At 43.7% G+C, this 14,259-nt stretch carries 13 protein-coding genes and 1 tRNA gene; 5 read left to right on the top strand and 9 right to left on the bottom strand.

Translation table 11 applies throughout. The annotated features are described in order from the left end of the window. Window positions 1-15: 15 nt before the first annotated feature. The 6 genes from H150_RS0101230 to H150_RS0101205 form a co-directional block, all read right to left on the bottom strand. Entirely contained in the window at window positions 16-1,515 is a 1,500-nt protein-coding gene (locus H150_RS0101230) for a helix-hairpin-helix domain-containing protein (RefSeq protein ID WP_019957224.1), read from the bottom strand. Then, window positions 1,512-3,443, bottom strand: coding sequence for a PP2C family serine/threonine-protein phosphatase (locus tag H150_RS0101225; protein WP_019957223.1), 1,932 nt, complete (start codon window positions 3,441-3,443; stop codon window positions 1,512-1,514). The genes H150_RS0101230 and H150_RS0101225 overlap by 4 nt, the downstream gene beginning before the upstream one ends. Before the next feature lie 3 nt (window positions 3,444-3,446). After that, window positions 3,447-4,490 (bottom strand): TerY-C metal binding domain-containing protein, encoded by a 1,044-nt coding sequence (locus H150_RS0101220; protein WP_026353373.1) that lies wholly within the window; start codon window positions 4,488-4,490, stop codon window positions 3,447-3,449. Between the two features lie 23 nt (window positions 4,491-4,513). Further along, window positions 4,514-5,152 carry a vWA domain-containing protein gene (locus H150_RS0101215; RefSeq protein WP_019957221.1) on the bottom strand — a complete coding sequence of 213 codons (639 nt, stop codon included), beginning with the start codon at window positions 5,150-5,152 and terminating at the stop codon, window positions 4,514-4,516. A 72-nt stretch (window positions 5,153-5,224) separates the two neighbouring features. Continuing rightward, window positions 5,225-5,851: a TerD family protein gene (locus H150_RS0101210; protein ID WP_019957220.1), complete on the bottom strand. Its 627-nt coding sequence runs from the start codon at window positions 5,849-5,851 to the stop codon at window positions 5,225-5,227. 2 nt (window positions 5,852-5,853) lie between these two features. Beyond that, window positions 5,854-6,492, bottom strand: a complete 639-nt coding sequence (locus H150_RS0101205; RefSeq protein WP_019957219.1) for a vWA domain-containing protein — start codon at window positions 6,490-6,492, stop codon at window positions 5,854-5,856. 169 nt (window positions 6,493-6,661) lie between these two features. Between H150_RS0101205 and H150_RS15360 the strand changes: the two genes are divergently transcribed. After that, window positions 6,662-6,787 carry a hypothetical protein gene (locus H150_RS15360; RefSeq protein ID WP_257793064.1) on the top strand — a complete coding sequence of 42 codons (126 nt, stop codon included), beginning with the start codon at window positions 6,662-6,664 and terminating at the stop codon, window positions 6,785-6,787. 54 nt (window positions 6,788-6,841) lie between these two features. Here the strand turns inward: H150_RS15360 and H150_RS0101195 are convergent. The 3 genes from H150_RS0101195 to H150_RS0101185 form a co-directional block, all read right to left on the bottom strand. Next, window positions 6,842-6,932, bottom strand: a tRNA-Ser gene (locus H150_RS0101195). A 69-nt stretch (window positions 6,933-7,001) separates the two neighbouring features. Next, window positions 7,002-7,784 carry a peroxide stress protein YaaA gene (yaaA, locus tag H150_RS0101190; RefSeq protein ID WP_026353372.1) on the bottom strand — a complete coding sequence of 261 codons (783 nt, stop codon included), beginning with the start codon at window positions 7,782-7,784 and terminating at the stop codon, window positions 7,002-7,004. 166 nt (window positions 7,785-7,950) lie between these two features. After that, window positions 7,951-8,751 (bottom strand): carbon-nitrogen hydrolase family protein, encoded by an 801-nt coding sequence (locus H150_RS0101185; protein WP_019957216.1) that lies wholly within the window; start codon window positions 8,749-8,751, stop codon window positions 7,951-7,953. Window positions 8,752-8,843: 92 nt separating this feature from the next. On the opposite strand from H150_RS0101185, the gene glnE reads away from it, so the two are divergent. The 4 genes from glnE (at window position 8,844) to H150_RS14925 (ending at window position 14,220) form a co-directional block, all read left to right on the top strand. Beyond that, window positions 8,844-11,534: a bifunctional [glutamate--ammonia ligase]-adenylyl-L-tyrosine phosphorylase/[glutamate--ammonia-ligase] adenylyltransferase gene (gene glnE / locus H150_RS0101180; protein WP_019957215.1), complete on the top strand. Its 2,691-nt coding sequence runs from the start codon at window positions 8,844-8,846 to the stop codon at window positions 11,532-11,534. 109 nt (window positions 11,535-11,643) lie between these two features. After that, window positions 11,644-12,144 carry a pilin gene (locus H150_RS14645; RefSeq protein WP_019957214.1) on the top strand — a complete coding sequence of 167 codons (501 nt, stop codon included), beginning with the start codon at window positions 11,644-11,646 and terminating at the stop codon, window positions 12,142-12,144. A gap of 67 nt (window positions 12,145-12,211) precedes the next feature. After that, window positions 12,212-12,673, top strand: a complete 462-nt coding sequence (locus tag H150_RS0101170) for a pilin (protein ID WP_019957213.1) — start codon at window positions 12,212-12,214, stop codon at window positions 12,671-12,673. 128 nt (window positions 12,674-12,801) lie between these two features. Further along, on the top strand, window positions 12,802-14,220 hold the full coding sequence (locus tag H150_RS14925) for a sulfatase-like hydrolase/transferase (protein WP_169708853.1): 1,419 nt from the start codon (window positions 12,802-12,804) through the stop codon (window positions 14,218-14,220). Window positions 14,221-14,259: the final 39 nt, after the last annotated feature.

Genomic DNA, 14,259 nt, shown 5'->3' with positions numbered 1-14,259 from the left:
GGACGCTTTATAGTGTCAATGACCGGCCATTTGTACCATCAAAAGTCGCCCACCAGTGGCTTTTGACAATAAAATTTGAGCGCCTTCCACCAAAGCAACTTTGCCACCTATCGGTATGGGCTGTTTGGTCAATACATCTACCATATCGGTTAAAGTCTCATTGACCAAATACCAATGACCTTGATGCAAAACAAAATAACCCACGCGCTTGGCATCTTCACGGCTCAGTTTTTCATTCGGAAACACTTGCCCATTGGCATGCCACTTAAACAAAGATTGACCACTGTAAACCATAATACGATGGTTATCAGGTCGGAACGACCCTTCTCTAGACGAAGAATACAAATTCAAAACAGGCAATTTGCCTTGATGCGGTGTGCCACAAAATGGACATTTGGGTGAATTGGTATTGTCAAACGCATACCATTTTTGCTCACATTGTATATTGGTGCAAGGTTGCAGTAAATCAACCGTCTTGACCAAAGCTTGTTCCCATTCGTCTGCCGTTGGACGCTGCGCAGGATGGTGTAAACCATCCACAAACGTGCGCTCAAACAAACGTGACAAATAAGGTCCTGTCACCGTATAAGGAATTTTTGCGGTGTCTTTCCAAGGCAATTCACTAGCACGGATATTTTGAGTTTTGATGCGATTGGAAGCATCTTTAGGATGTTCGACAAACAACGCTTTCAAACCCATAGACAATTCTTCGTCTTTTTGAGAGTCATCCATATCATGAATTTTGTCACCACGCAGTGGATGACGATAGAGCAAATACATGTAAATGAGCACTGCCAAAGCATGTAAATCCGTGGTACGAGAAGGCAATTTCCGATTGGGATCATCTTTGGCCAAATGGCTGCTGGCAACCACTTCAGGCGCAATAAAATCAGGTGTCCCCACCACAGTGGGCGGATGCTTACCTGGCACGACCAAACCATCAATATCAATCAAACACGCTTGACCTGTAGTCGGATCTATCAAGCAATTTTTATATCCCAAATCACTGTGACTCAAACCTGCCATGTGCATGCGACGCACCGCCCGCGCTAACATAATGCAGACTTTCAAATGCGTCATCCAGTCGCCCAATTCGCGTGGATCTAAAAACTTATTGCGATTATTGGCTGAGGCAAACCATTTACCGTCTTTGTCTTTGCCTTTGATATTCAACATATCATCATTGCGACTGCCATAATCAAAGAAAAAACAATCACGGTAAAATGGCACGACCACGCCCAATTTGCCATTGTGTTCCACCACTGAAGTGGGCCAACAATACAGATTTTTTAAATACTCACCGCCTTCTTGATTGAAAATGCGCTCCCGATAGCTGCCTGTAATCATCAATAAACGCTCTTTGGTCGCATTGTCGGCAGGTTCACGAAAAAACGCCACCACGTATTTGCCATCAGGCGAGAACATTACATCTTTCATCCCGCCTTGTGCTTTGATTTCATCAATAAATTTCACACTAGAGCCGTCGCTGGCTGTTAAAGTCACAATATTGCTCATGTTGCCACCGTTTCATTGTGTGGATACCAAGGTGCGCTGACAATCGCCAACGTGCGATCGTCATGATTGCCAGGCGAGAAGAAATTTAACCACGCTTGCAAAGCAGCGGCCGCTTCGGAGGCATTACTCGCATCGCGACATGCTTCTTGCCATTCATGCCACAATGTCTGCCATGGCTGCAGCTCAGACATGGCTTGCTCACTGTCAAACTTGGGATCGGACACGCCATCTGTCATCAAAATCAACGCATGTTCACCTTCAAGCACACGATACTGGATACGAGCAATCAAACTGTCATGGTCTATGACATCATCTTTGCTTAAAAAACGGGTTTGTCCTGAAAACTCGCCACTGTCTGCTTCACCCATAACATCGACTTTGGCATTCGGTTGATACAAAGCCACCACGCCATCGCCTATCCAATACGCACCAACCAAAGTTTTCTGATTGGGCAACGCAATCCCAAAACCCATTAACAAAGTACTAGACAATTGTTTGATATCGCTGATGATTTCAGGATGCTCATCTTTAAACGCATGGTATTGTGCTTCAAATGCTTTATAAGCAGCACGACTTAATCTTTGCTCTACATATTCCTGCCAAGATTCATCCGATACATCGTTCTGTAATTGTTTTTGGATATAGTCGATGCTGGTTGGAGATTGCAAAGTTTCTGACAGACTTTTGACCACCGCATCCACCGCCAGCTTAGAACCTAAGCGTGAAAACGCTGCACTACCAGCCCCATCAGACACCGTCACCACATACGCTGGATATGCTTCATTAATCACAAAACGCGCCATGGCAAAATCATCATCACAACAACTGCCCACATGTGCATGCGAACGACCACGTACACGCGCAGCCAACAAATGGTATTGATCGCCATCCAAGCCCAAGCTCGCTTCGTCTTCCTTCCAAAACAAAGTTTGCGAATCAGAAGGGATATTTTTCCACAATGATTTTGGGTCCGCATTGATGTAAATTTGAGTCTGACTCAACTCATGTTGCTCACTCTCTAACGGATGCCACCATATTTTCACCAAGACATCACCACTGATATCAGGTACACCCTCACATTGCAAGGTATCTGCATTCCAAGACAGTCCACACTCAGGACTAAATTCTATTTCTCTCACCACATAAGCCACATCAGGCTCAAACTGCAATGGTTTGGCATACGCCTCACCTTGCTTGGCATTAGGCAAAACCACACGATAAGCCTGAGTGATAGTGGGTGTATGAGTCTTCTTGAATAGCGGCAACATATCAGGCGGACTTTCAGATGTGTTTAAAATCACGGATTGAGCATCTGTCAGAACAACCTCAGTGTCTAAGGGCAGATGGTTTTCTATAGTCCTTATCGAGGCGGTGACAACAGATTCTTGTGGTAAGTGGACTATTTCATCTGAAGAAGCCAAACATATTTGATACTGGCTAGATTCATTGTTTTCTTCACCACCATGTGATTGAGCCTGCTGGTCTTCATAAGCTTGCTTTGGCGTCTGCACAAGGGCTTTCTGTACTGGAGCAGGCAAATCGTCATCATCATCAAATACACTCAGCACATCACCACCATCTTGCGATGTATGCCCCTCCTCACCGCCATGCGCATCGCTCACATTGGCAATATTCACAGGCTCAGGCGTAGCTATATTGGTTTCTGGCACATTTTCTATACTCAGACTACCGTCGCCCACAGACGAATCCGCCATCGTCTGTTCCAAATGCGCTCCAAACACATCGTGGCATTCCATCACCCGCATCTTTTTATCCCAAGCACACGCCAGCCATGCTTCTAGTTTTTGCATGCCTGCCAACACATCGTCTTGATGACAAAAATGCTCAAGCAAAGCCTCTTGCTCAGAAGTCCAAGCCTCTGTTGCTTCTTTGGTAAGAACAATTTTAAATTTTATCTCAGGAAACATTGATCAACCCCTAGAACGTGTAACCTCATAATCACCATCACTATGACCCATATACACATATTTCTCGCAGCCAGGGCATTGCACCTCACCATCACCCTCGACGCAAAAAATTTGTCCACACGAACAAGTCGCAAAAGCATACGCAGCCCCACAATGCGGGCAACCACAACCACCACTCAAAGCTCCGACATGAATGGTATTGAAGTTTTGCCGCTCATCAGACCACTCAAAATAATCTTTTTGGGCAGCATACACACCTGTAAATTGGTATTGCGCTTCATCGTATGAGGACTGATATTCAGCTGCCAATTTTTCATATTTCATCAAATACGGCAATTTGCTTGTCTGACACAGCCCCGACAAAATGACATAGTTTTCATCTATGCCCACAGCGTCCTGTAAAGTTTTCACCAAAGTCAGCATAGGATGGTGAGGCTTTTCCAAATCCACGCCAACATCCACTTCCTGACTCAAACCAATGCTGCGGCTGCGTGACGACACCGAAGCACTGATCCAAGCGATGAATTGTTTGAAATCTTGTTCTGAACATTGTTCTAAACGCAAAACCTGCTCACTGATAGCGCTGAGAAATGACAATTGCGCATACGGTCCAATGCCTAAAGAGACCAAAGTGGCTTTATTTTTAAATTGCCGCTCCCATTTGGCCACAGCCATCTCCGTAGCATCGGTACTGCCACCGTCTGACATCAAAAATACCACGGGCTTAAAATCGCCTTTTTGCGTAGCACTGCCGCACACCACTTGCCGCTGAATTTCATCCATAGTGTAATTCAAAGCCTTGCCTATAGAAGAACCCGCTCCCAACGGCAAACGAGGCGGATAAAAAGAAATCAGCTCCGTTAACGGAGCCAATGTTTTGACCTGCCCTGCAAAAGCAATCACAGACAAATACGCCATTTCCAAAGCATACGGATCTTGACGCAAAGAACGAGTCAATTGATCCATGCCTTCTTGCATCAAGCGCAAATTATCGCCCATCATGCTTTCTGAAACGTCTATCACAAGAAATATCGGTAAGCGACGCATACCCATCTCCTTCATTAAGAAGATTAAAATACAATATTGATTTCAGGTGGCGGTGGAGGCAAATCATTGCTGCTGGCAGTACCAATACTGGTACTGCGTGAACCCACAGCAGCGGAGACCCATTGAAAGAATTTGGCAAAAGCATTGGCATCCATCGTGTCTAAGCTCACCACGGTAGGTGTCAATTTTTGCAAGAAAGAAGCATCGGCTTTCGGCCCTGCCGCACACGCGACAATGCTGCTAAAACCACAAGCTTTGATTTTAGGAATCGATTCAGAATACACCAACAAATCCGTTGGCTTGCCATCGGTCAACACAATCAAAATCGGCTGCCAATCGCCTTTTTGTTCTGCAGTGGACAAACGTCGGTTTTGAGTTGCTGCTTGCGCAATGTATTCCATCGCCTCACCCAAAAACGTCGCCCCTGACTCGGGACATTGGATTTCAGGCAACACCACTTGTTCTAATGGCGTCATCGGCAATACTTCTTTGATGAAAGAATCAAATGTCACAATGCTCAAATGCACCGATTCCAACGCATAAGGATTTTGGCGCAATGAAGCCAATAAAGCTTGCAAACCGGTATTGACAGCCTCAATCGGCTCGCCACGCATAGAGCCTGAAGTATCAATACACACATAAGTCAGTAAACGTCTACCCATGAAACCTCCTTATTGATTGAAACACACCCACACCATTGCGCTTAAAAACATTTACAGGACGCTTGATGGCGCTCATTGAGCATTGGGCAAATAGGTTTTCAAAATATCAATAAACCGATCGCTTTCATGCATTTGACCCACAGCTTGAAACGACCACACCCCACTTTTGCGCTCCACTGCGGCAAACGTCAAACTGCAATAACGCTCATGTCCCGCCTCTTTGCTGATGTGATAACGGCAAATTTCCGAACCATTGCCGTCTAATGCCCGAATATAGGCATTGTTCACAGCACCAAACGATTGCCCCAAAGCTTTGGCATTGTGGATTGCCACCACAAAAACAATCTTGCCAAAACGTTCAGGCAATGCTTCCAAAGCCACTGTAATTTGCTCGGCATCAGCACCTGCGCTACCGGTGCGATTGTCACCGCTGAGCTGAATATGACCAGAAGGATGGTTTAAGCTGTTATAAAACACCACATCACCACCGACCAAAGTGGGCTTGCCTTTTTCATTGAGTGCGCCCAAATCATAAACGCGACCATCTTCCCGACACACAAAAGCAATCGCATCCAAATCATAAGCATCAGAATTTTGACCTGACACGTCCCAGCCCAAGCCTATGGTCAGTTTTTTAAGATTCCAGCCCGACTCTTTGCGCAGGTTGACCCCTTCGCCTTTTCTTAAACTGATGGCCATGATTACAACACCACATTCAATTCAGGCGGTGGTGGCGGCAATTCATCTAAACCAGCAACCTCTTTGCCACCTTGTTCAATTTTTTGACTGGACACAGAAATAGAAGAAGACACCCATTTAAAAAATGCCTTGATAGAATTGGCATCGGCAGTGTCCAAAGACACCACAGTTTCTGTAATGCGTTTTAATGTGGACGTGTCTACTGAAGGTCCTGCCGCACAGGCGACAAACGTTCCTGTTTTGATGGTTTGCAAACTGCTAATGCCTTGATTGATATCATCGGTTGGTGCGCCATCGGTCAATAAAAACACCACAGGCTTCCAATCGCCTTTTTGTTCGGCATTGCCCATTTGTACTTCTGTTTTCACGCACTGTGCCAACAGTGTCAACGCACCACCCAAAGCCGTTGTGCCACTGGCTTTGATTTCGGGCATTTGAAAATGCATCAATTCTGTCAGTGGAATCAATTGTTCGGCGGAGCTGGAGAAAGTAATCACGGAAATATAAGCGGTTTCTAAGGCATATGGGTCTTGGCGCAATGAAGAAATCAACACTTGCAAACCATTGCGAACCGCTTCAATCGGCTCCCCATGCATGGAGCCAGAAGTATCTACTAAAATATAAACAGGCAAACGACGCATACAAACCACTCCTCTGAAAACGATTCAAAAATGAGTATTTCAATGCCAAATTAAAATACATTTAACATGTAAATATTTGTTGTTCATATAATTTATCACAAAAATCACACAAGTAAATAAGTATCTTCACACCTCAAAAAAAGCCAACAATCGGCCAATGGTTTTAGTTATGAAGAAGATTTGGAGCAATATACTCAAATTGATGGATTCAGTAGCAAAATACGTGGACATTCAAAGCGGCAAATGCATCATGGCAGCGGCCTGTAAAACGCACAAACATGACCATATTTATTGAAGAAAGACACAAAAAAACAAGCCCTTGCATACACAAGGGCTTGTTTTTTAATATTGGCGGAAGCGGTGAGATTCGAACTCACGGAGGGGTATAAGCCCTCGACGGTTTTCAAGACCGTTGCATTCAACCGCTCTGCCACGCTTCCGTCTTTGAAGAAACGCATATTACGTTACAAAAAATAACTTGGCAAGCATTTTTTGCATCAAAATCTGAATTATTTTACACCTTCAGGACGCTTAAATACCCAAGTATTTGAATTTGAATCCACTTCACAATATTGATAACCTTCCAAATCAAACTGTTTTAAATCTTCCACATTTTGAATTTGGCGTTCTGATGCATATTTCACCATCAAGCCACGCGCACGTTTGGCATAAAAACTGATGATTTTGTATTGACCGTTTTTCTCGTCTTTGAACACAGGCGTGATAATCGGCACATTCACATCACGTTCTTGCACAGATTTAAAATACTCTTGTGACGCCAAATTCACCAATGCCGTCGCGCCCGCTTGCGCCATGCGCTCATTGAGCAAAGCAGTGATGCGCTTGCCCCAAAATTGGTACAAATTGTCGCCACGAGGGTTTTTCAAAGCCGTACCCATTTCCAAACGATACGCTTGCATCAAATCCAATGGTCGCAACAAACCATACAAACCCGATAACAACCCCAAACGCTCTTGCAAATACGCCAACGCTTCAGGCGCCAAATGATAAGCATCCATGCCTTCGTACACATCGCCTTTGAACAAAAACAAAGCTTGTTTGCCGCCATTGTCCAAAGTGATTGGCAATTGAAACTGTCCATTGCGTTCCACATTCAAACGGGCGATTTTGTCCGACACGCCCATCAATTTGGCAATATCTTGTGGCGACAAGGTCTGTAAAACATCCATCAACATTTGAGTGTCATCGGCAAAAGCAATGCTGCTGTGCGTTTTTACAGGAACAGGCGTGGCTTCATCCAAGTTTTTCGCAGGCGAAATCACATAATACAAACTCATTGGCAGCATCCTTTTTCTCAGTTGAATGCCGCATTGTAACAAACGCCACCGACTTCATCGGCGCATAAATGCGATGACAACATAGCTTTTTTAAATCAAAATCAGATTTTAAATCAACAAGCGTCCTGTAAACTTTTACAGGACGCTTAAAACCAACCTTTTACAAACAACGGTGTCTTAAAGCTGGCAATTTGCTGCGGATGGATTTGACTTTTTGTAAATCAATGTCGCCCATGACGATGCCTTCGTGGTTCGCCAATTGATTGACAATCTCGCCCCAAGGATCGATTAACATCGATTGTCCCCAAGTTTTGCGCCCACTTTCATGCGTCCCGCCTTGCCCACACGCCAACACATAGCACTGATTCTCAACCGCTCGCGCTCGCAATAGCAATTCCCAATGCGCTTGTCCTGTGGTGTGGGTGAATGCCGCAGGCAATAACAACACATCAAACGGCAATTGCGCCCTGAAAAACTCAGGAAAACGCACATCATAACAAATGCCTTGCGCCACACTGATGCCATCTATTTCCAATTTGGGAATGTCCGAACCCGACAAAATCGTGTCCGATTCTTGGTAAGATTCACCCAAACCTTGAAAACCAAACAAATGCATTTTGTCGTAACGACCTATCAGCTTGCCTTCACGATCATATGTCAACATTGTGTTCAACACCTTGCCGTCGGCTTCGCTTTGCAAGGGAATCGTGCCACCGATGATAACCATGCCCAAGCGTTTGGCAGTTTCAGACAAAAACGTTTGCAATGCGCCTGCACCAAACTCTTCGGCAAACGCCACTTTATCGGTGTCTTTGCGCCCCATAATCGGCCAATATTCGGGCAATAACGCCCATTGCGCCCCTTGAGCCGCGGCTTGTTCGAGCAAACGCTGTGCCGTTGCCATGTTTTGCTCAGGGTCGGTGGTGGACACCATTTGAATCGCCGCCACTGTAATGGTCATATCCCACATCCTTTGAAGTTAAATAAGAAACTGTTCAGCCATCTTTAAAATCGCTATGATAGCTGCATTGCACCAATTATGCAGCCAACATCATGAGCACTCAATACTTAGACCAAGCCCGCCCTTATTCTCTTTATCTACAAAGGCAATTAGACAATCAGCGTTTGCATGTCGATTGTTTAGATGCATGGCTACAACGACCTTTAAGCCTCACCGATTTTGAACAATTTGCCCCGTGGCAAGAGTGGATAGAGGCTCGCAACGAAGAGGCTCTGGCTCGAGAACTGCGCATTTTGCGTCGTCATGTTATGGTGCAAATCATGACTCGGGATTTGTGTCGTTTGGCACCGTTGAGCGAAGTGACCAACAGCATCACTATTTTTGCCGACTTTGCCGTCAATATTGCCTCAAATTATGCTCACCATCATTACCAACATATGTATGGCCAGCCTATTGGCAGCATGAGCGGTGAAGTGCAAGAGTTGACTGTCATTGGCATGGGCAAAATGGGCGGTTATGAGTTGAACGTCTCGTCTGACATTGATTTGATTTTTGTGTTTCCTGAAAGTGGCGAAACCGAAGGCAAACGCCCACGTAGCAATGTTGAATTTTTTACCAAAGTCGGACAAAAAATCATTGCTTTGCTCAATGATTTGACTGCTGAAGGGCAAGTATTCCGCGTGGACATGCGCTTGCGTCCTGATGGCGAATCGGGCGCTTTGGTCTTAAGCGAAAGTGCTTTAGAACGTTATTTGATTACCCAAGGACGTGAATGGGAACGCTATGCTTGGATCAAAGGACGCATTATCACCGCAGGCAAAAACGACATTGCCAATTTGGTGCGACCATTTGTGTATCGCAAATATTTGGATTTTGATGCTTATGAAGGCATGCGCTCTTTGCACAGCCAAATTCGCCAAGAAGTCACCAAAAAAGGCATGACTGACAATATCAAGCTCGGTGCGGGTGGCATACGCGAAGTAGAATTCATCGCCCAAATTTTTCAATTAATCCGCGGTGGTCGGGTACGCCAATTACAGCGCAAAGACACGCAAGGTACGTTAACACTCCTAAGCCAATTGGGTATTTTAGAACACAAAACCAGCGATAAATTGCTGGAAGCGTATCGCTTTTTGCGTGATACCGAGCACCGTTTGCAATATTGGGACGACCAACAAACCCAAACCCTGCCAGAGCAAGAACACACACAAATCTTATTGGCGCAAAGCATGGGTTTTGACACTTATGCAAGCTTTCAGGACGCTTTAAACGAACATCGCCAATTTGTGAATGGCATTTTTGTGCAAGTTTTGGGCAATCCTGACGAACAAGATACCCAAACCCCACTGGATACATACAATTGGGAAGAATCGGTAGATGACCATCATGTTCAACTGCGTGAGTTTTTAAACCAACAAGGTTTTGAAGCCGATACCATTATCAACCGTCTACAAACCATTTACCAAAGCAGCCGCTACCGTCATTTGAGCAATACCGCTCAAACTCGAGTACAAAAATTGATGCCGCATTTGTTTGCTGCCGCCTCCGCTACCGACCATGCCACCAAAACCTTGATTCGCCTGTTGGACTTTGTCGATACCATCAATCGCCGCTCGTCTTATTTGGCTTTGCTAGAAGAAAAGCCCGAAGCCTTAAAGCGTTTGGCGCACATTATTGGGGACAGCCAATGGTTGGCGGATTATTTGATGCGCCATCCGATTTTATTGGACGATTTATTGGGCAAGCAATTGTGGGTGAAAGAACACGATTGGCAAAAATCTTGCCAAGAACTCAATGCCAATTTGTGTGCGTGTCATGGCGATGTGGAAGCGCAAATGGATGCTTTGCGCCACTACCAACACTCACAAGTCTTTCGCTTGGCGGTACAAGACTTGGACAATTTGTGGACGGTAGAAGCCATTTCAGACGAATTGTCGTTGTTGGCAGATTGCGTGTTAAGCAGCGCCTTACAACACTTATGGAGCGGCCTGAAAAACACCCACACCGAAACACCCAAAATCGCCATTATCGGCTATGGCAAACTCGGTGGCAAAGAGCTGGCTTATGCCTCTGATTTGGATTTGGTGTTCATTTACGACGATGCACATCCGGATGCTTACGCCAATTACAGCCGCTTGATTACCCGTTTGACCACATGGCTTTCAGCCACCACCGCAGCAGGCGGCCTGTACGATGTGGATTTGCGTTTGCGCCCTGATGGCGATGCAGGACAAATTGGCGTATCGGTAGACGCTTTTCGCAAATACCAATTGGAAAAAGCATGGACTTGGGAGCACCAATCCTTAACCCGCGCACGTTTTGTCTGTGGTGATGAAGCCGTTGGACACATGTTTGAAGACATTCGCCATCAAATTTTAACCCAATCGCGCGATGTCAAAACTTTGAAAACCGAGATTGTCGCCATGCGTGACAAAATGCTGCCAACGCATCCGCCGCTTGAAAACAACGTCAAATACGCGCGTGGTGGCATTGTGGATGTGGAATTCATGGTGCAATACTTGGTGTTAGCCCATGCCCATACTTTCCCACAACTGACACAAAACTATGGCAACATTGCGCTGCTTGGCATGGCTGCGGCTGAAAATTTGATTTCGGTCAAATTGGCCGAGCAAGCACAGACCGCTTATCGCCATTATCGACGCGTTCAGCACTTAAGCAACCTAAAAGACCATTCCGAAATTATAGTGGACTCAAGTTTACTGATGAATTATCAGAATGTTATAGAGCTTTGGCATAATTTGTTTGACATAAATACCGTTTAACACCTGCAAAAGCCCTTTAATCAATTTAACCTAAAATATTTAAAATTTAGCTTTATAGTGGAGTCAATGACAAAAAACAACAATCATCACACATCTCGGGATTTGCATCATGAAAGTGAAAACACAACGCCAACATGGCTTTACCCTGATTGAATTGATGGTCGTTATTGCAATAATTGGTATTATTACTGCAGTTGCTTTGCCAATGTACCAAAAATACATCGCAAAAACACAATTTACACGAGTGGTATACGAACTGACAGTAGCACGTACTAATATCAACAGTATTTTGTCACAAGGCAATCAACCGACATTAGAACCTGATAAAGAAGGTTCGTTGACTGCTCAAGGTACTTTTTACGAATATATTGGTTTAGATAAAGACAAACCACAGTCAGATTTGATATATAACCCACACATTATTGAAAATGCGCAAGGTAATTTTGAATCATTGGAAGTGACATTTAACCAAAAAGCCGTACCAAGCTTGCAAAATGTCAAACTTAGATTATCCATAATCAATAATGAATGGAAATGCGTGTATAATCCATCCGCAAATGACCAATGGGATCAGTCCCTCAATGTTCAAAATTGCGAGCTACAAACTTAATAATTAGCATAAATATAAAATTTGCTAAAAATTAAATTAACCGTTTACCTTTTTCCAGGAGACAACAATGAAATCATTACAACAAGGTTTTACCTTAATTGAGTTGATGATCGTAATCGCGATTATCGGTATTTTGGCTGCCATCGCATTGCCTATGTACCAAGATTACATCACCAAATCACAAGTTACTCGCGTTTACTCTGAAATGAAAAACGCTACTCGCTTGGCTGACGTAGAGTTGTTTGAAGGTCGTGATCCTCAAATTGCAGACCCAGCAGCTGATGGCTACATCGGTGTTAAAGCTGACTCTTCAAACTTGATGGAGTTGACTGACAACTTACCTGCTACTGGTGTTGGTAATTTGCAAGCTACTTTCAACGGAAGTGCTAACTCAGGCATCACTACCGCAACCATGACGTTGACTCGTGCAGCTGACGGCGCATGGACTTGTGTTATTGCAGGCGGTTCAAACTTCAAAGAGAAGTTCAAACCTACTGAATGTACTGGTGCAGCAGGCTCAGGCTCTTAATTCTAAATAAGTATTTTAGACAAGCGTGTAATCATTTACACGCTTTTTTCATTGTAGATTGCTGCCAGTTTTGCTTATTAACAATCTATTTTTTGTCACCTAAAAATTTATTCGACATATTGCCACTCATGCATTTACCCACCTTATTAAGTCGTAAATTCAGCTTACCCCATATCACTACTAAGCAACTCATTTTTTTGGTTTTATGGATTATTCTGCCAAATATCTTTTTTTTAAGCATTGCATGGTTTAACAATTTAGCACGTCCGATTATCAATCTAGACTACCTTTTTGGCTTATTGTTGTTGTTGTTATCCTCGCCTTTATTACGCCGCTTAGGATTAATCAGCGTTGGTATCGCTTTTTTACTGGATGCGCTGGCTTTAAGCATTCAGATTTTTCCATTTTTAGATTTAAGCACCTTAATTTATTTCGCACCTTTTATTCCCACTGCTCCCATACGATATTTGATATTAATTGGAGTTTTATTCACTGTATGGTTAGCATGGCTGCTCTTTACATGTAAAAGTACATCATACTTCCACCAAACGTATACATTCGCCAGCATTCTATTGTTATTAGGCTTCGCTTATATGGCATTAGATTTCCGTTATGATCAATATAAAAGCAGCCTCATGGGGCGAAATAATTATTATATCGCACATGGTGTGAGTGCTTTGTTATACCAAAACCAAGATGTGTCTTTCCATCAAAGCATGCTCAAAGAACCTGAGTTAATACCTATACAACCTTCACAAAAAAATGCCCAAGAGCAATTAAAAAATCCACCTTCAAAAAAAATTCTGTATATAGTAGCCGAATCATTGGGTAGTGTACGTATGCAAGGCATACAAGACACCATGTTAGCAACTTTGAAACAACAACATCAATTTGAATTTTTCAAACAAGGTTCATTTGATTTCAAAGGTGCTACTGTACAAGCAGAACTGCGAGAACTTTGCCGTTTGGATGTAAGAAATGGCTATGCTTTTCGCAAATTAACCCACAATCCATTTACCCATTGTTTGCCTAACCAACTTAAACAACAAGGTTATCGCACCATTGCTCTACATGGGGCTACTAGTATTTTATATGACCGTCAGTCTTGGTATCCCAAAGCTGGTTTTGACAAACTCATTTTCAACGAACATTTACTGCAATTAGCACGTTGTACTGCTTTTAAAGGTACTTGCGACAACGCTCTAAAGCCAATCATTATTGAAGAGTTTGGCAAAAATACAGAACAGCCCTTATTTTTTTATTGGTTAACCTTAACCTCGCATTCACCTTTTTCGCAAGATGACATTGTTAATCACCGCTTTAATTGTAGTCAATTTGGCTTACAAACCAATGGTGATCTTTGTCGTAACTTGATGTTGCATACCCAATTTTTTGACAACCTCTCTAATTTGCTAAAACACCCTAATATGCAAGGTACTGAAGTCATGATTATTGGAGACCATATGCCGCCTATTTGGGGACATGAGCCAACACATCTGTTTTTAAAATCCAATCATGTCAGTTGGTTCCACTTTAAAACCATCTGACTTAAATTCCAAACACTGCTGTAATCCATAAATAAGCGT

Origin of the sequence: Vitreoscilla stercoraria DSM 513 (assembly GCF_000382305.1) — a bacterium.
Classification (GTDB): domain Bacteria; phylum Pseudomonadota; class Gammaproteobacteria; order Burkholderiales; family Neisseriaceae; genus Vitreoscilla; species Vitreoscilla stercoraria.
The sequence above is the reverse complement of the archived record's forward strand: the minus strand, read 5'-3'. Positions and strand labels throughout refer to the sequence as shown.